The organism is Streptomyces sp. DS1-CR2, from assembly GCF_055760475.1.
Genome location: NZ_CM147085.1, coordinates 6,173,573 through 6,190,082 on the forward strand (window position 1 = coordinate 6,173,573; position 16,510 = coordinate 6,190,082).

Here is a 16,510-nt window from a genome sequence, read left to right on the forward strand (position 1 = left end):
GGCATAAAAAAGGACCGGTCCCCGAGGGGACCGGTCCTTCAAGCAACCAGCTAGGTGGCCGCGCTACGCGTTACGTCAGCGCGAGACCTTGCCGGCCTTGATGCACGAGGTGCAGACGTTGAGCCGCTTCGGCGTCCGCCCGACCACTGCACGCACACGCTGGATGTTCGGGTTCCAGCGACGGGACGTACGGCGGTGCGAGTGCGAAATGTTGTTGCCGAAGCTCGGCCCCTTGCCGCAGACGTCGCAGTTGGCAGCCACGGGTCACTCCAAGACTTCAGATGCACTTACGGTTGATCCCGGCATGCCGGGATCGGATCGGAGGATCTGAGTGGCGGTGCCAGGGGAAGGCCCGATGGATATCGGGCAACCGGAGCAGCATACAACGGCTGCTTCGGTAGAACGAAACTACCATGGTTGACCCGGTTGCCGTCCCGGGCCCTCTTCCGGAAGAACCCCCTCCGGGGTCTACGCTGCGATGCCAGTTCGGCTGCTCTAGGAGGCGCAGGTGCCGCAGGTGCTCGACGTCCACGCGGTGCGCGCCTGGTGCGCGCTGGCCCTGGAGGCGCTCGGGCGGGACCGCGAGGAGATCGACGCGATCAACGTCTATCCCGTCGCGGACGGGGACACAGGCACCAATCTGTACCTGACCGTCGAGTCCGCCGTACAGGCCGTGGAAGCCGTCTTCACGGGTCTCGAACCCGCACCGCCCGCGCTGCCCGACGTCGTCCACGCGATGGCCCATGGAGCCCTGATAGGGGCCCGCGGAAACTCCGGAACGATCCTCGCTCAGCTCCTCCGTGGCATGGCCCAGGTGCTCGCGGGCGACGTCGACGGTGCGGCGGATCACAGCGAAAGGGCCGACGGGGACGGCCTGCGGCGCGCACTGCGCCGGGCCGCCGAGTCCGCCCGGGAGGCGGTCGCGCACCCCGTGGAGGGCACGGTCCTGACGGTGGCCGCCGCCGCGGCGGACGCCGCCGACATCTCCGGCGGGCCGGGCGGCGACTGCGGTGACGTGGCCCGTGCCGCGTACGACGGTGCCCGCGTGGCGCTCGACGCGACGCCGGGGCAGCTCACGGTCCTGGGGCGCGCGGGTGTCGTGGACGCAGGCGGGCGCGGGCTCGTGGCCGTGCTCGGCGCGCTGACCGAGGCGCTGTCGGGCGATCCGGTGGCGCCTTTGGGTGTCCGGGGCGTGCACCACGCGCGCGTGGCCGCCGACCAGCCCCACGAGTGCGCGGACGGCGAAGGGCCCGCCTTCGAGGTCATCTACCTCCTGGAGGCCGACGACCAGGCCGTGGCGCGGCTGCGGACCCGGCTCGACGGCCTCGGCGACTCCCTCGTCGTCGTCGGCGGCGACGGACTGTGGAACGTCCATGTGCACGTCGACGACGCGGGCGCCGCCGTCGAGGCGGGCGTCGAGGCCGGCCGCCCGTACCGCATCCGCATCACGCACTTCGCCGTCGGCGACGCCCATATGACGCAGCACCCCGCCACCGGCTCCGCGCCCACCGGGGAACCCGTCCAGCGGGCGATCGTCGCCGTGGTCCCGGGAGAGGGGCTCGCCGGCCTGTACAGCGAGGCGGGCGCCACGGTCGTACCCGAGCGGCCCGGCGAGGCGCCCGGCAGCGGGGAACTGGTCGAGGCGATCCGGCGGGCGCACGCGCGCGAGGTGGTGCTCCTGCCGAACGACGCCGAGCTGCGCCACACCGCCGCCGCCGCGGCCGAGCAGGCCCGTACCGAAGGCGTGCGGGTCGCCCTGATCCCCACCCGGTCCGCGATCCAGGGCATCGCCGCGCTCGCCGTCCACGAGAAGGAGCGGCGCTTCGACGAGGACGTCGTCGCGATGACGTCGGCGGCCGGCGCGACCCGCTACGCCGAACTGGCCGTCGCCGAGCGGCAGTCGTGGACGATGGCCGGCATCTGCCAGGCCGGGGATTTCCTCGGCCTCATCGACGGGGACGTCGCCGTGATCGGCGAAGACGTCACGCGGACGGCCCGTACGACCCTCGACCGGATGCTGGCCGCGGGCGGCGAGATGGTCACCCTCGTCCTCGGCGACGACGTGCCCGACGAGGTCGCCGAGCGGCTCGAACGGCACGTACGCGAGACGTATCTGGCCGTCGACACCGTGGTCTACCGGGGCGGGCGGAACTCGGCGCTCATGCTCATCGGCGTGGAGTGAGAGCGCACCTGTCGACCAGCCTGAGCATCAAGATCAGTGGCGTGGTGTGCAGTGACTCCGCCGTCGCGTGGACGCGATGGCTTTTCACTTATGCGCTGATGCGGATGCATGACGGACAAGCCCTGCCCGGTGCCCGAGAGGCATGCCGCGACTCCGGTGCCTTGCCGACGCCCGTACCCCCGGATTGCGGGATCGAGAGCCGCCGATGTCAGAGCCATGGTGTGAAATGAATTCCGTGCCCGCGCTCGAAGAACCGCTGAAGAAAGCGCTCGGTCCCGCCACCGCGAAGGTGATGGCCGAGCACCTAGGCCTGCACACGGTCGGTGACCTGCTCCACCACTATCCGCGCAGATACGCGGAGCGCGGCGAGCTCACCCGCCTCGCCGACCTGCCCCTCGACGAGCACGTCACCGTGGTCGCCCAGGTGGCGAGCGCCCGCATCCTGAAGTTCAACGGCGGCACGGGCCAGCGCCTCGAAGTGACCATCACGGACGGCAGCGGCCAGCTCCAGCTGGTCTTCTTCGGCCGCGGCATCCACAAGCCGCACAAGGACCTCCTGCCCGGCACGCGCGCGATGTTCGCGGGCAAGGCCTCCGTCTTCAACCGCAAGATGCAGCTCGCGCACCCGGCGTACGAGCTGCTGCGGGCCGACACCCTGGACGCAGGCGGGGCCGACGAGGCGATCGGCTCCTGGGCCGGCGCCCTCCTCCCGATCTACCCGGCCACCGCCAAGCTGGAGTCCTGGAAGATCGCCAAGGCCGTCGACATGGTGCTGCCCAGCGCCCAGGAGGCCCTCGACCCCCTGCCGGACTCCCTGCGCGAGGGCCGCGGCCTCGTCCCGCTGCCCGAAGCACTCCTGAAGGTCCACCGGCCCGACACGAAGGCGGACATCGCCGACGCCCGCGCCCGCCTCAAGTGGGACGAGGCGTTCGTCCTCCAAGTCGCCCTCGCCAGGCGGCGGTTCGCCGACGCGCAGCTGCCCGCCGTGGCCCGCGTCCCCCGCCAGGACGGCCTGCTCACGGCGTTCGACGCGAAGCTCCCCTTCACCCTCACCGACGGCCAGCAGAAGGTCTCCAAGGAAATCTTCGACGGCCTCGCCACCGAACACCCGATGCACCGCCTGCTCCAGGGAGAGGTCGGTTCCGGGAAGACCATGGTCGCCCTGCGCGCCATGCTCGCCGTCGTCGACGCGGGCGGACAGGCCGCGATGCTCGCGCCGACCGAGGTCCTCGCCCAGCAGCACCACCGCTCCATCACCGAGATGATGGGCGAGCTCGCCGAGGGCGGGATGCTCGGGGGCGCCGAGCACTCCACCAAGGTGGTCCTGCTCACCGGTTCCATGGGCGTCGCGGCCCGCCGTCAGGCCCTTCTCGACCTCGTCACGGGCGACGCGGGCATCGTCATCGGGACGCACGCCCTGATCGAGGACAAGGTCCAGTTCCACGATCTGGGTCTGGTCGTCGTCGACGAGCAGCACCGCTTCGGCGTCGAGCAGCGCGACGCCCTGCGCGGCAAGGGCAAGCAGCCCCCGCACCTGCTGGTCATGACGGCCACCCCCATTCCCCGTACGGTCGCGATGACGGTCTTCGGCGACCTGGAGACGTCCGTCCTCGACCAGCTGCCCGCGGGGCGCTCGCCGATCGCCACCCATGTCGTGCCCGCCGCCGACAAGCCGCACTTCCTCGCGCGCGCCTGGGAGCGCGTACGCGAGGAGGTGGAGAACGGGCATCAGGCGTACGTCGTCTGCCCCCGCATCGGCGACGAGGAGGAGCAGGGCGGGAAGAAGGGCAAGGGGGCCAAGAAGGAGTCCGCCGAGGACGCGGCCGAGAAGCGGCCTCCGCTCGCCGTTCTGGAGGTGGCCGAGGAGCTGGTCCACGGCGCCCTGCGCGGGCTGAAGGTGGAGGTTCTGCACGGCAGGATGCAGCCCGACGACAAGGACGCGGTGATGCGCCGCTTCGCCGCGGGCGAGACGGATGTCCTGGTCGCGACCACGGTCATCGAGGTCGGGGTGAACGTGCCGAATGCCACAGCCATGGTGATCATGGACGCCGACCGCTTCGGCGTCTCCCAGCTCCATCAGCTGCGCGGCCGTGTCGGCCGTGGCTCGGCGGCGGGCTTGTGCCTTCTCGTCAGCGAGATGCCGGAGGCCAGCCCGGCCCGCGCCCGCCTCGGCGCCGTGGCCGCCACGCTCGACGGTTTCGAGCTCTCCCGTATCGACCTGGAGCAGCGCCGCGAGGGCGACGTCCTCGGGCAGGCCCAGTCCGGGGTGCGCTCGTCCCTGCGCATGCTCGCCGTCATCGAGGACGAGGAGATCATCGCCGAGGCCCGCCAGGAGGCCACGGCCGTCGTCGCCGCCGACCCGGATCTGGAGCACCTGCCGGGCCTGCGTACGGCCCTGGACGCGCTCCTGGACGAGGAGCGCGAGCAGTACCTCGACAAGGGCTGACAAACTGGAGGTCCCCGCACGTCCCCTCAACCCCTTCCCCTTCTCCACTAGGACTCAGATGACCCGCGTGATCGCCGGCCGGGCCGGCGGACGTCGCCTGTCCGTCCCGCCGGGCAACGGCACCCGCCCCACGTCCGACCGGGCGCGCGAAGCCCTCTTCTCCACCTGGCAGTCGCTGCTCGGCGGCGACCCCCTGGACGGCGAGCGCGTGCTCGACCTGTACGGCGGCTCGGGCGCCGTGGGCCTGGAGGCGCTGTCGCGCGGCGCGGGGCACGCGCTCCTGGTGGAGGCCGACGCCCGCGCGGTCCGCACGATCCGCGAGAACGTGAAGTCTCTCGGCCTCCCCGGCGCCGAGGTCAGAGCGGGCAAAGCGGAACAGATCGTTCATGGTCCGGCTCCCGCCACCCCGTACGACCTGGTCTTTCTCGACCCGCCGTACGCCGTCTCCGACGACGATCTTCGGGAGATTCTGCTCACACTCGCCTCCGGGGGCTGGCTCGCGGACGAAGCGCTCGTCACCGTGGAGCGAAGCACCAGGGGCGGCGTTTTCCCATGGCCGGACGGATTTGAGGCACTGAGGTCCCGTCGCTACGGCGAGGGAACGTTTTGGTACGGTCGCGCCGCCCTGAAGAGCACCGTCACGTGCGAGGACGCACCGTGACCGGACCGGAGAGCGAGGGACTCACGTTGCGCCGCGCCGTCTGTCCGGGGTCGTTCGACCCCATCACCAATGGCCACCTCGACATCATCGGCCGAGCTTCCAAGCTGTACGACGTCGTGCACGTCGCGGTGATGATCAACCAGTCGAAGAAGGGCCTCTTCGAGATCGAGGAGCGGATCGAGCTGATCCGCGAGGTCACCGCCGAGTTCGGCAACGTAGAGGTCGAGTCCTTCCACGGACTGCTCGTCGACTTCTGCAAGCAGCGCGACATCCCGGCCATCGTGAAGGGCCTGCGCGCCGTCAGCGACTTCGACTACGAGCTGCAGATGGCCCAGATGAACAACGGCCTCACGGGCGTGGAGACCCTCTTCGTCCCCACCAACCCGACGTACAGCTTCCTGTCCTCGTCCCTGGTCAAGGAGGTCGCGGCCTGGGGCGGCGACGTCTCCCACCTGGTGCCGCCGGCGGTCTTCGAGGCGCTCACCCAGCGCCTCCCCAAGAAGTGACATCCGGGCGCCAGTTGGCCGTACAGTCGCCTTGTCCGTCTCCAACACCCCTGTAGAGAGTGGCGAGCACACGGTGGACGTGCAGAAGAAGCTCGACGAGATCGTCGCCGCGGTCGGCAATGCCCGGTCCATGCCCATGTCGGCCTCGTGCGTGGTCAACCGCGCCGACCTGCTCGCGATGCTCGAAGAGGTGCGCCAGGCACTGCCCGGCTCCCTCGCGCAGGCCGAGGAGCTGATCGGCGGGCGCGAGCAGATGGTCGAGCAGGCGCGTCAGGAGGCCGACCGGATCATCGAGACGGCGCACGCCGAGCGCGGTTCGCTGATCTCCGACACCGAGGTCGCCCGCCGCTCCCAGGACGAAGGGGAGCGGATCCTCGCCGAGGCCCGCAAGGAGGCCGAGGAGATCCGCGCGGAGGCCGACGACTACGTCGACTCCAAGCTCGCCAACTTCGAGGTCGTCCTCACCAAGACCCTCGGCTCCGTGGGCCGCGGCCGCGAGAAGCTCCTCGGCACCGGCCCCGGCGTCGACGCCCAGGGCTACGAGGACGAGGACGCCCCCGAGCGCAGCCACGACCCCGAGACCCTGCGCCGCGACGCCGACGCGTACGTGGACGTGAAGCTCGGCGCCTTCGAGGCGGTCCTCGCCAAGACCCTCGAGGCGGTCGGCCGTGGCCGGCACACGCTCCAGGGCCGGGTCGCCAGCGACGAGCTGGGCACCCTCGGCGCGGACGGCGCGGGCGGCCGGCACACGAGCGACGCCGACTACCTCGCCGGACTCGCGGAGATCGGCAACGCCCCCGCGGAGCCGGACCGGGAGGTCCCCCAGGCCCCGCAGATCCAGACCCCGCAGATCCCGGCCCAGCAGCCGGTGTACGCAACGCAGCAGCAGGACCCGCAGCAGGACCTGTACGGGTACCAGCAGCACCAGCAGCAGCCCTACGGCCAGCAGGATCCGTACGCGGTGTACCAGCAGGACCCGTACGCGTACCAGCAGCAGGACCCGTACGCCTATCAGCAGCACCCGCAGCAGGGCTACGACCAGGGTCAGGCCGGCTACGCGCAGCCGCAGGTGGCGCACGAGCCGGCGGCGCTCGACGAGACCAGCCTTTTCGACACGAGCATGATCAGCACGGAGCAGCTGAGGCAGTACGAACAGGGGCGCTGACTCCGGATTGGGCCGTGAGCGAAAGGTCCAGTATCCTGGTTCTTCGGTCGCGCGTACGTCCGCGATCACAGCTGCCCGGGTTCATTCGGGGCAGCGATCCCCTTGAGCAGCTTGAACAACGTGAGCATCGAAGACCGAAGGCAGGACCAGCCCTGAGTACGCACCTCGACCACCGCAACCCTCTCGTGTTCGATACGCACGAGCTGGGACGGCGTCCTGGTGCCCAGCAGCGGCTGACCCGCACGGTCGACGCCCCCAAGGACTTCGGTATCGAAGGGGTCGTCGGAGTGCCGGAAGGCGCGCCGATGGAGCTCGAGGTCCGTCTCGAGTCGGTCATGGAAGGGGTGCTTGTCACAGGCACCGCCCGTGCATCGGCTCAGGGGGAGTGCGTAAGGTGTCTGGAGCCGCTAGGCCTTGAGGTCGACGCGGATTTCCAGGAGATGTTCTCGTACCCTGACGCCGACGACCGGGGCCGCACCGCGGAACCGGCCGACGACGCCGAGGAAGACGAGGACAGGCTCTTTCTCGAGGACGGCATGTTCGACCTCGAGCCTGTGCTGCGTGATGCGGTGGTGCTCGCACTGCCGATGCAGCCGGTGTGCCAGGACGACTGCCCGGGTCTGTGCTCCCAGTGCGGAGCTCGGCTCGCGGACGATCCGGACCACCACCACGACGCCGTCGACATCCGTTGGGCGGCACTGCAGGGACTCGCCGGGACCATCCAGGACGGCGAGAAGGACGAGATGAGCGGCGCCGAACCTGGCGTCGACGAGAAGCAGGAGAAGTAGCCGTGGCTGTTCCGAAGCGGAAGATGTCGCGCAGCAACACGCGCCACCGCCGGTCGCAGTGGAAGGCTGCGGTCCCCACTCTGGTTTCGTGTGAGCGTTGCCAGGAGCCCAAGCTGCAGCACATCGCGTGCCCCGCTTGCGGCACTTACAACAAGCGCCAGGTCCTCGAGGTCTGAGCGGCTGGTGAGAGGCGCAATGTCTGAGTCGAACAAGACGGACAATGCCTCGTCCCACACGCTTCTGGAAGGGCGGCTCGGGTACAAGCTCGAGTCCGCCCTTCTGGTGCGTGCACTGACCCACCGCTCGTACGCGTACGAGAACGGCGGTCTGCCGACGAACGAGCGGCTCGAGTTCCTCGGGGACTCCGTGCTCGGCCTCGTCGTCACGGACACGCTGTACACCACCCACCCCGACCTGCCCGAAGGCCAGCTGGCCAAGTTGCGGGCCGCGGTGGTCAATTCGCGTGCACTTGCGGAGGTCAGCCGTGGGCTCGACCTGGGTTCCTTCATCCGGCTCGGCCGGGGTGAAGAGGGCACGGGCGGCCGGGACAAGGCATCCATCCTCGCCGACACGCTCGAAGCGGTGATCGGCGCCGTCTATCTCGACCAGGGGCTGGACGCGGCGGGCGAACTCGTCCACCGTCTCTTCGATCCCCTGATCGAGAAGTCCTCGAATCTGGGTGCGGGCCTGGACTGGAAGACCAGTCTCCAGGAGCTCACCGCGACCGAGGGGCTCGGCGTTCCCGAGTACCTGGTCTCGGAGACCGGCCCCGACCACGAGAAGACCTTTACTGCTGCCGCCCGCGTCGGAGGCGTCTCGTACGGCACCGGCACCGGCCGCAGCAAGAAGGAAGCGGAGCAGCAGGCCGCTGAATCGGCATGGCGCGCGATCCGCGCGGCTGCCGACGAGCGCGCCGAGGCGGCGAAGACGGCTGACGCCGTCGAGGCCACCGTGGCAGCCGAGGGGAACGCCGACTCCTCCTCGGCGTCGGCCTGACGCCCGCATCCGAACTGTCCGGTGCCGACCGTCCTGAGGGGCGGTCGGCATCGTTCGTTTCGCATCTGAGCCCTCACAAGGAGACACCGTGCCCGAGCTGCCCGAGGTCGAGGTCGTACGGCGCGGACTCGAGCGCTGGGTCGCCCACCGCACCGTCGCCGACGTCGAGGTCCTGCACCCGCGCGCCGTGCGCCGCCACATCGGGGGCGGCGAGGACTTCGCGAACCGGCTGAAGGACCAGCGCATCGGCGTACCCGAGCGGCGCGGCAAGTATCTGTGGCTGCCGCTGGAGCCGACGGGCGGCGCCGTCCTCGCGCACCTCGGGATGAGCGGACAGCTCCTGGTGCAGCCGGCCGAGGCGCCGGACGAGAAGCATCTGCGCATCCGCGTCCGCTTCGCCGACGAACTGGGTACGGAGCTGCGCTTCATCGACCAGCGCACCTTCGGCGGCCTCTCGCTGCACGAGACCGGCCCCGACGGGCTGCCGGACGTCATCGCGCACATCGCGCGCGACCCACTGGACCCGAAGTTCGACGACGCCGCGTTCCACGAGGCGCTGCGCAGGCGCCGTACGACCGTCAAGCGGGCCCTGCTCGACCAGTCGCTGATCAGCGGCGTCGGCAACATCTACGCGGACGAGGCGCTGTGGCGCTCAAAGCTCCACTACGAGCGGCCGACCACCGGATTCACGCGCCCGCGCACCGCCGAACTCCTCGGCCACGTACGGGACGTGATGAACGCGGCCCTCGACGTCGGCGGAACCAGCTTCGACAGCCTCTACGTGAATGTGAACGGCGAGTCCGGCTACTTCGACCGCTCGCTCGACGCCTACGGGCGCGAGGGCGAGCCGTGCCGACGCTGCGGCACGATCATTCGCAGGCGCCCCTGGATGAACCGCTCCAGCTACTTCTGCCCGCGCTGTCAGCGGCCGCCGCGCGCCCCGTCCGCGTCGTAACGGGCGCGCGACGCGAGCACGTCGTCCATCCGGCCCTCGACGAACTGGATGAGGGCCAGGAGCCGTTCGGAGACCTCGCGCCCGAGCGGTGTCAGCTCGTAGTCCACGCGTGGCGGGTTGGTCGGCTGCGCCTCGCGGTGCACCAGGCCGTCGCGCTCCAGCGCGTGCAGGGTCTGCGACAGCATCTTCTCGCTCACGCCGTCCACGCGGCGCCGCAGTTCGTTGAAGCGGAAGCTGCCCTCGTGCAGCGCCCCGAGCGTGAGCGCTCCCCAGCGGCCCGTCACGTGCTCGAGGGTGCCGCGGGACGGGCACTGCCGGGAGAACACGTCGTACGCGAGGTCGCTGCCGCTCGATTCCATGCGGCAAGCGTACTCCGGTGCAGCGCGAACCTCTGGGGTGCGCTAACCAATGGTTAGTGCGAGCTGGTGCCGGCCGGTGCGGTCAGAAGCCGAAGTCCTGCGTCCACCACGGGCCGCCCGACCCGAAGTGCACGCCGACGCCGAGCGTCTTGTAGTCGCAGTTGAGGATGTTCGCGCGGTGGCCGGGGCTGTTCATCCAGGAGTCCATGACGGACTGGGCGTTGGCCTGGCCCCGGGCTATGTTCTCGCCGCCCAGGTCCGTTATGCCGGCCTTCTTCGCACGGTCCCAGGGCGTCGCGCCATCCGGATCCGTGTGGTCGAAGAAGCCCCGCGCCGCCATGTCCTCGCTGAAGTTCCCGGCGAGGGCGGCGAGGCCGCCGTCCGCGGTCACCGGCCTGCAGCCGGCCTTGGCCCGCTCCGTGTTGACCAGCGCGAGCACCTGGGCCTCGGCCGACGCCTCGCCGGACGGGGCCTTCAGGCTCGGCGCCGCAGCCGGGGGCTTCGTGGTGGCGGTCTTCGACGGGGTCGCGGTCTTGGGCGAGGTCGCCGCACCGCCGGAACCGGAATGCGAAGCGGAACTGGAGGACTTGCTCGGCGAAGCCGTCTTTGACGGGGTCGAAGACGGCTTCGAGGAAGACTGCGAAGGCGAAGCGGAAGGAGAGTCCGAGCGCTCGGCGCCGCGGCTCGCGGAGGACGGGGCGCGGTCGGCGCTGCCGTCCGTTCCGCCCTGCGTCTCGAGCCCCGAAGGGGAGTCGGCGGCGCGCACCTTGTCGGCGCCGTTGCCGCCGCCCAGCGAGTAGTTGTCCATGCCGGGGACCACCCCGGAGGCCACCGCGACGGCGCCCATCGCCACGGCGGCGGAGACTCCGAGGAGCCCCGTCCGCACCGGCCTGGCGACGCGCTTCCTGCGGCGGTGCGAGCCGCCCGGGCTCCCGGAGGGCGTGTACGCGCCTGCGGGCTCGCCCGGGTAGGCGTCGTCGGACGCCCGGTCCAGGTCGTTCGCCGTGGCGTGCGGGCCCGTGTGGTACGGGGAGGCGAATCCGTCGGGTGTGTACGTCTCCGCGTGCGCGCCGTCGTACGAGCCGTTGTGCCCGGCCTTGTACGTACCGTCGTGCCCCGCATACGAACCGACCGTGCTGTCCGTGGCGCGACCCGTGGCGGCGCGGCCGGCGTCGGCGCGTCGGTGGCGTCCCATCCTGTGGCCTTCCTCGTCCTCGCTGTGGGTAATGCGACTCACCCGTACGGGTGAGTCGCATTGGTCCGGGACGGTACCCCAAGACGCAAGGGGGCGAAGTGCTCCGAGGGCAATTGGCCGGTTAGCGTGCCCCTATGAACGAAGACGTACGCATCACCGTCTGGGTGCGCGGACGCGTCCAGCGTGTGGGTTTTCGCTGGTTCACGCGGGCGAAGGCTCTGGAGATCGGCGGCCTGAGTGGCTTTGCTCTCAATTTGGACGACGGCCGGGTCCAGGTCGTCGCGGAGGGCTCACGCGCGAGCTGTCAGGGCCTTCTCGACTGGCTCCGCGACGGCGACACACCCGGGAGGGTCGACGGAGTCACCGAGATCTGGGACGCCCCGCGCGGTGGATACGCCGACTTCGCCATTCGCTGAGAAGGGCGCGCAGGTCAGGCCCTCAAGAGGTGTTCATGGCATGCGCAGGGCAACTGCGCGGGGCATGAATGACCTGGTGGTTGCCAATAAGCGCTCGTCGTGGCAGGCTCGCGAAGTAAGGATGATCTCCAGCCCCCAGGGGCCCGAAGTGAGGCCGCGCCGAAGTTTTCACGGTGCCGGGCCCCCGGGCTCACCCGTCAATACGGGGTGTGATCGTGTTGACCGTCAAACTTTTTGGTGAGACTCTGGAAGCCCCGCGCACCTTAGCTGTTTGGCATGTATGAACGGCAGCAAAACAACGAGTGCCAGGCACCGCGGGTGCGATTCCCTCACGACCCACACCGCTTCGGTCGGTCACTCATTGTGGAGGACCATCCATCATGGCAAAGGCGCTTCTCGGTTACGTCGGCGGTTCCGACCCGCGACTCCTCGCCGAGATGCGACGGCTCCAGCAGCGCGTCCAGGACCTCGAGTCCGAACTCGTTCGGATCCAGTCCGAGAACGACGCGCTAGCGGCTGCCGCTTCTCACGAATCGCTCCTCGAGAGCATCGACGTACCCCAGGCGGAGCCTGCGCTCACCTGACCACATCCCGCACACGACACCCATGGTCAGGCAGCCCTTTCATCAAGCCGCTTGATCAAGGATTGCTCAGATCTGCAAGGGACGCTTTTCGCGTCCCTTCTTTCTGACTTTCCGCTCCCCGTGAGCCACTCCGTGCCGTGCCCCCTCGAATGCCCCGCCGCTGCTCCGCGCGTCGACGTCTTTCTTTAACGTCTGATGTGCCCTGCACCTTCCTGGGCGAAACCGCGGGTTCATGGAGTGAGACACGCGCGGCGGGTAGAGTCCGGCGGCGTGCACCTCAAGGCCCTGACCCTGCGCGGGTTCAAATCGTTCGCCTCGGCCACCACATTGCGGTTCGAGCCGGGCATCACCTGCGTCGTCGGCCCCAACGGCTCGGGCAAGTCCAATGTCGTGGACGCCCTCAGCTGGGTCATGGGCGAGCAGGGTGCGAAGTCGCTGCGCGGCGGCAAGATGGAGGACGTCATCTTCGCCGGCACGACCGGGCGCCCGCCGCTCGGCCGCGCCGAGGTGTCGCTGACCATCGACAACTCCGACGGCGCGCTGCCCATCGAGTACGCCGAGGTCACCATCACGCGGATCATGTTCCGCAACGGCGGCAGCGAATACCAGATCAACGGCGACACGTGCAGGCTGCTCGACATCCAGGAGTTGCTGTCCGACTCCGGTATCGGGCGCGAGATGCATGTCATCGTCGGACAGGGCCAGCTCGACTCCGTGCTCCACGCCGACCCGATGGGGCGCAGGGCGTTCATCGAGGAGGCCGCCGGCGTCCTCAAGCACCGCAAGCGCAAGGAGAAGGCGCTGCGGAAGCTGGACGCGATGCGAGCCAACCTCGCGCGCGTGCAGGACCTCAACGACGAATTGCGGCGGCAGTTGAAGCCGCTCGGGCGCCAGGCCGCCGTCGCGCGCCGCGCCGCCGTCATCCAGGCCGACCTCCGCGACGCGCGGCTGCGCCTCCTCGCCGACGACCTCGTACGGATGCGGGGTGCGCTGCGCGCCGAGATCGAGGACGAGGCGGCGCTCAAGGAGCGCAAGGACGCCGCCGAGGCCGAGCTGAAGAAGGCCCTCCAGCGTGAGGCGCTCCTGGAGGCCGAGGTCAGGCAGCTCACGCCGCGGCTCCAGCGCGCCCAGCAGACCTGGTACGAGCTGTCGCAACTGGCCGAGCGGGTGCGCGGCACCGTCTCGCTGGCCGACGCGCGGGTCAAGAGCGCGACGTCCGCCCCCGCGGAGGAGCGACGCGGGCGTGACCCCGAGGACATGGAGCGCGAGGCCGCCCGGATCCGCGAGCAGGAGGCCGAACTGGAGGCCGCGCTCGAAGCCGCCGAGCGTGCTCTCGACGACACGGTGGCCCACCGGGCCGACCTGGAACGGGAGTTGGCGGCCGAGGAGCGCCGGCTCAAGGACGCCGCCCGGGCCATCGCCGACCGGCGCGAGGGGCTCGCGCGGCTGAACGGGCAGGTCAACGCCGCCCGTTCCCGGGCCGCCGCGGCGCAGGCCGAGATCGACCGGCTGGCCGCCGCGCGGGACGAGGCGCGGGAGCGGGCCGTCGCGGCGCAGGAGGAGTACGAGCAGCTCAAGGCCGAGGTGGACGGCCTCGACGCCGGGGACGCGGAGCTCGGGGACCGGCACGACGCGGCCAGGGCCGCCCTCGCCGCCGCGGAGTCCGCGCTGACGGCGGCCAGGGAAGCCCTGACGTCCGCGGAACGCAAGCGGGCCGCCGTCTCCGCCCGGCATGACGCGCTCGCGCTCGGGCTGCGCCGCAAGGACGGCACCGGCGCGCTGCTCGGGGCCCGCGACCGACTGACCGGAGTCCTCGGCCCCGCGGCCGAACTGCTCTCCGTCACCCCAGGCTTCGAGGTCCCGGTCGCCGCGGCGTTCGGCGTCGCGGCGGACGCCATCGCCGTGACCACCCCCGCCTCCGCCGCGGAAGCGATCCGCCTCCTGCGCAAACAGGACGCGGGGCGCGCGGCGCTGCTGCTGGCGGGGGACGATTCCGCTTGGGCCGGGGGTGAGGGCGCGTCCGCTTCGGGCGGGGGCGTGGGTGCGTCGTCGGCCGGGGGGTCGGTCGGTGGTGGGTCTGCGGATGGTGGGCCTGGGGCTGGTGGTGACGACGGCGTTTCCGCGGCGGCGGCCGGCGGCATGTCTGCCTCGGCCGGGGGTTCCCCTGGTGGCGGGGCCGGGGGTGGTGGTGACGGCACTGGTGACGTACAGCGTGGTGGCTCCCATCCGGCCAGTGCCGCGTCGGCGACCGGGGCGGGCGGTGTCGGTGAGGGGCTCGGTGGCCTTGGGCGTGCGTACCCGGGACGGGCTGCGCGGGGTGGGGACGGGCCGCCGCTCGTGGCCGATTTCGTGCGCGGGCCCTGCGAGTTGATGCCTGCCGTGCGGCGGCTGCTGCGGGGGATCGTGGTCGTCGGGACGCTCGAGGATGCCGAGGATCTTGTCTACGTGCGGCCCGAGCTGACCGCCGTCACCGCTGAAGGGGACCTGCTCGGGGCGCACTTCGCGCAGGGCGGTTCCGCCGGTGCGCCCAGTCTTCTCGAGGTGCAGGCCTCCGTCGACGAGGCCGCGGGCGAGCTGGCCGAGCTCGGGGTGCGGTGCGAGGAGCTGGCCGAGGCACAGCGCGCCGCGGTGGCCCGGCGCGCGGACGCCGCCGCTCTCGTGGAGGAGCTGGGAGAGCGGCGCCGGGCCGCCGACCGCGAGAAGTCGTCCGTGGCGCAGCAGCTCGGCCGCCTGTCCGGACAGGCGCGAGGCGCGGCCGGGGAGGCCGAGCGCAGCGCCGCCGCGGCCGCCAAGGCGCAGGACGCGCTGGAGAAGGCCGTCATGGACGCCGAGGAGCTGGCCGAACGGCTCGCCGTCGCCGAGGAGATGCCGGCCGACGAGGAGCCGGACACCGCGGTGCGCGACCGGCTCGCCGCCGACGGGGCCAACGCCCGCCAGACCGAGATGGAGGCCCGGCTCCAGGCGCGTACGCACGAGGAGCGCGTGAAGGGCCTTGCCGGACGCGCCGATTCGCTGGACCGGGCGGCCCGCGCGGAGCGCGAGGCACGCGCGCGTGCGGAGCGGCAGCGCTCCAGGCTGCGCCACGAGGCGGCCGTGGCCGAGGCGGTGGCCTCCGGCGCCCGGCAGTTGCTCGCCCACGTCGAGGTATCCGTAGGACGGGCCGAGCAGGAGCGGGTGTCCGCCGAGAGCGCCAAGGGCGAGCGGGAACGGGAACTGGTCGCCGAGCGGGCCCGCGGCCGGGACCTGAAGGCGGAGCTCGACAAGCTGACGGACTCGGTGCACCGGGGCGAGGTGCTCGGCGCCGAGAAGCGGCTGCGGATCGAGCAGCTGGAGGCCAAGGCGCTGGAGGAACTCGGCGTCGAACCGGCGGGACTCGTATCGGAGTACGGGCCGCAACAGCCCGTACCGCCCTCGCTTCCGGCCGAGGGCGAGGAGCTGCCCGACGACCCCGAGCACCCGCGCAATCAGCCGCGGCCGTTCGTGCGCGCGGAGCAGGAGAAGCGGCTCAAGTCAGCCGAACGGGCGTATCAGCAGCTGGGAAAGGTGAATCCGCTGGCTCTGGAAGAGTTTGCCGCGCTGGAGGAGCGCCACAAGTTCCTCAGCGAGCAGCTCGAGGACCTGAAGAAGACGAGGAGCGATCTCCTTCAGGTGGTGAAGGAAGTCGACGAGCGCGTCGAGCAGGTCTTCACCGAGGCGTACCGGGACACGGCCCGAGAGTTCGAGGGTGTCTTCAGTCGGCTCTTCCCCGGCGGCGACGGACGGCTGATCCTGACCGATCCCGACAACATGCTCACCACGGGCGTCGACGTGGAGGCCCGCCCTCCGGGCAAGAAGGTCAAGCGGCTCTCGCTGCTCTCCGGCGGCGAGCGCTCTCTGACCGCCGTGGCGCTGCTCGTCTCGATCTTCAAGGCGCGGCCCAGCCCCTTCTACGTGATGGACGAGGTCGAGGCCGCTCTCGACGACACCAACCTCCAGCGCCTCATCCGCATCATGCAGGAGCTCCAGGAGGCCTCCCAGCTCATCGTGATCACGCACCAGAAGCGCACGATGGAGGTCGCCGACGCGCTCTATGGGGTGTCGATGCAGGGCGACGGGGTGTCGAAGGTGATCAGCCAGCGGCTGCGCTGACCGCGCGCCGGGCCCCCCGGACACCGGTCACCGGCCGCCCGTACATCGTTCACCGGCGCGGCATCAGCCGCGGCATCAGCCGCGGCGTCGGCCGCGAGATCAACCGCAAGATCACTCACAGGCAATTGT

At 70.8% G+C, this 16,510-nt stretch carries 15 protein-coding genes; 12 read left to right on the plus strand and 3 right to left on the minus strand.

The genetic code is table 11. From position 1 onward, the window contains the following. Positions 1-75: 75 nt before the first annotated feature. Positions 76-261, minus strand: a complete 186-nt coding sequence (gene rpmB, locus ACY0PA_RS29450) for a 50S ribosomal protein L28 (RefSeq protein ID WP_003951095.1) — start codon at positions 259-261, stop codon at positions 76-78. 247 nt (positions 262-508) lie between these two features. On the opposite strand from rpmB, the gene ACY0PA_RS29455 reads away from it, so the two are divergent. The 9 genes from ACY0PA_RS29455 to mutM all read left to right on the plus strand — a co-directional run bounded on the left by ACY0PA_RS29455 (position 509) and on the right by mutM (position 9,699). Then, positions 509-2,182, plus strand: coding sequence for a DAK2 domain-containing protein (locus ACY0PA_RS29455; RefSeq protein WP_473080562.1), 1,674 nt, complete (start codon positions 509-511; stop codon positions 2,180-2,182). Positions 2,183-2,408: 226 nt separating this feature from the next. After that, entirely contained in the window at positions 2,409-4,628 is a 2,220-nt protein-coding gene (recG, locus tag ACY0PA_RS29460) for an ATP-dependent DNA helicase RecG (protein ID WP_473080563.1), read from the plus strand. 58 nt (positions 4,629-4,686) lie between these two features. Next, positions 4,687-5,289: a 16S rRNA (guanine(966)-N(2))-methyltransferase RsmD gene (gene rsmD / locus ACY0PA_RS29465; RefSeq protein WP_473080564.1), complete on the plus strand. Its 603-nt coding sequence runs from the start codon at positions 4,687-4,689 to the stop codon at positions 5,287-5,289. A 26-nt stretch (positions 5,290-5,315) separates the two neighbouring features. Continuing rightward, entirely contained in the window at positions 5,316-5,795 is a 480-nt protein-coding gene (gene coaD / locus ACY0PA_RS29470) for a pantetheine-phosphate adenylyltransferase (RefSeq protein ID WP_227300596.1), read from the plus strand. Between the two features lie 73 nt (positions 5,796-5,868). After that, a complete protein-coding gene (locus tag ACY0PA_RS29475; protein ID WP_473086471.1) occupies positions 5,869-6,960 on the plus strand; it encodes an ATP synthase F0 subunit B in 1,092 nt (363 codons plus the stop codon). 152 nt (positions 6,961-7,112) lie between these two features. Then, on the plus strand, positions 7,113-7,748 hold the full coding sequence (locus ACY0PA_RS29480; protein ID WP_326778516.1) for a YceD family protein: 636 nt from the start codon (positions 7,113-7,115) through the stop codon (positions 7,746-7,748). Between the two features lie 2 nt (positions 7,749-7,750). Next, positions 7,751-7,924 (plus strand): 50S ribosomal protein L32, encoded by a 174-nt coding sequence (gene rpmF, locus ACY0PA_RS29485; protein WP_030361955.1) that lies wholly within the window; start codon positions 7,751-7,753, stop codon positions 7,922-7,924. Positions 7,925-7,943: 19 nt separating this feature from the next. After that, complete coding sequence (gene rnc / locus ACY0PA_RS29490) at positions 7,944-8,744, plus strand: ribonuclease III (protein WP_100595043.1); 801 nt, start codon at positions 7,944-7,946, stop codon at positions 8,742-8,744. 88 nt (positions 8,745-8,832) lie between these two features. Next, on the plus strand, positions 8,833-9,699 hold the full coding sequence (gene mutM, locus ACY0PA_RS29495) for a bifunctional DNA-formamidopyrimidine glycosylase/DNA-(apurinic or apyrimidinic site) lyase (RefSeq protein ID WP_473080565.1): 867 nt from the start codon (positions 8,833-8,835) through the stop codon (positions 9,697-9,699). Here mutM and ACY0PA_RS29500 read toward each other — a convergent pair. Next, positions 9,666-10,058 carry a winged helix-turn-helix transcriptional regulator gene (locus ACY0PA_RS29500; protein ID WP_326773929.1) on the minus strand — a complete coding sequence of 131 codons (393 nt, stop codon included), beginning with the start codon at positions 10,056-10,058 and terminating at the stop codon, positions 9,666-9,668. The genes mutM and ACY0PA_RS29500 overlap by 34 nt on opposite strands. An 82-nt stretch (positions 10,059-10,140) precedes the next feature. Further along, entirely contained in the window at positions 10,141-11,253 is a 1,113-nt protein-coding gene (locus ACY0PA_RS29505; protein WP_473080566.1) for a CAP domain-containing protein, read from the minus strand. A gap of 134 nt (positions 11,254-11,387) precedes the next feature. Between ACY0PA_RS29505 and ACY0PA_RS29510 the strand changes: the two genes are divergently transcribed. The 3 genes from ACY0PA_RS29510 to ACY0PA_RS29520 all read left to right on the plus strand — a co-directional run bounded on the left by ACY0PA_RS29510 (position 11,388) and on the right by ACY0PA_RS29520 (position 16,381). Next, complete coding sequence (locus ACY0PA_RS29510) at positions 11,388-11,669, plus strand: acylphosphatase (RefSeq protein WP_454406909.1); 282 nt, start codon at positions 11,388-11,390, stop codon at positions 11,667-11,669. A gap of 380 nt (positions 11,670-12,049) precedes the next feature. Beyond that, positions 12,050-12,253: a hypothetical protein gene (locus ACY0PA_RS29515; RefSeq protein WP_116509408.1), complete on the plus strand. Its 204-nt coding sequence runs from the start codon at positions 12,050-12,052 to the stop codon at positions 12,251-12,253. A gap of 270 nt (positions 12,254-12,523) precedes the next feature. Beyond that, positions 12,524-16,381 (plus strand): AAA family ATPase, encoded by a 3,858-nt coding sequence (locus ACY0PA_RS29520; protein WP_473080567.1) that lies wholly within the window; start codon positions 12,524-12,526, stop codon positions 16,379-16,381. Positions 16,382-16,510: the final 129 nt, after the last annotated feature.

What these genes read in the sequence shown, in the direction of transcription:
- ACY0PA_RS29500 (WP_326773929.1), bottom strand. Translation starts at nt 10,058, where the DNA reads ATGGAATCGAGCGGCAGCGACCTCGCGTACGACGTGTTCTCCCGGCAG.
- rnc (WP_100595043.1), top strand. Translation starts at nt 7,944, where the DNA reads ATGTCTGAGTCGAACAAGACGGACAATGCCTCGTCCCACACGCTTCTG.
- ACY0PA_RS29515 (WP_116509408.1), top strand. Translation starts at nt 12,050, where the DNA reads ATGGCAAAGGCGCTTCTCGGTTACGTCGGCGGTTCCGACCCGCGACTC.
- rsmD (WP_473080564.1), top strand. Translation starts at nt 4,687, where the DNA reads ATGACCCGCGTGATCGCCGGCCGGGCCGGCGGACGTCGCCTGTCCGTC.
- ACY0PA_RS29505 (WP_473080566.1), bottom strand. Translation starts at nt 11,253, where the DNA reads ATGGGACGCCACCGACGCGCCGACGCCGGCCGCGCCGCCACGGGTCGC.
- recG (WP_473080563.1), top strand. Translation starts at nt 2,409, where the DNA reads ATGAATTCCGTGCCCGCGCTCGAAGAACCGCTGAAGAAAGCGCTCGGT.
- ACY0PA_RS29510 (WP_454406909.1), top strand. Translation starts at nt 11,388, where the DNA reads ATGAACGAAGACGTACGCATCACCGTCTGGGTGCGCGGACGCGTCCAG.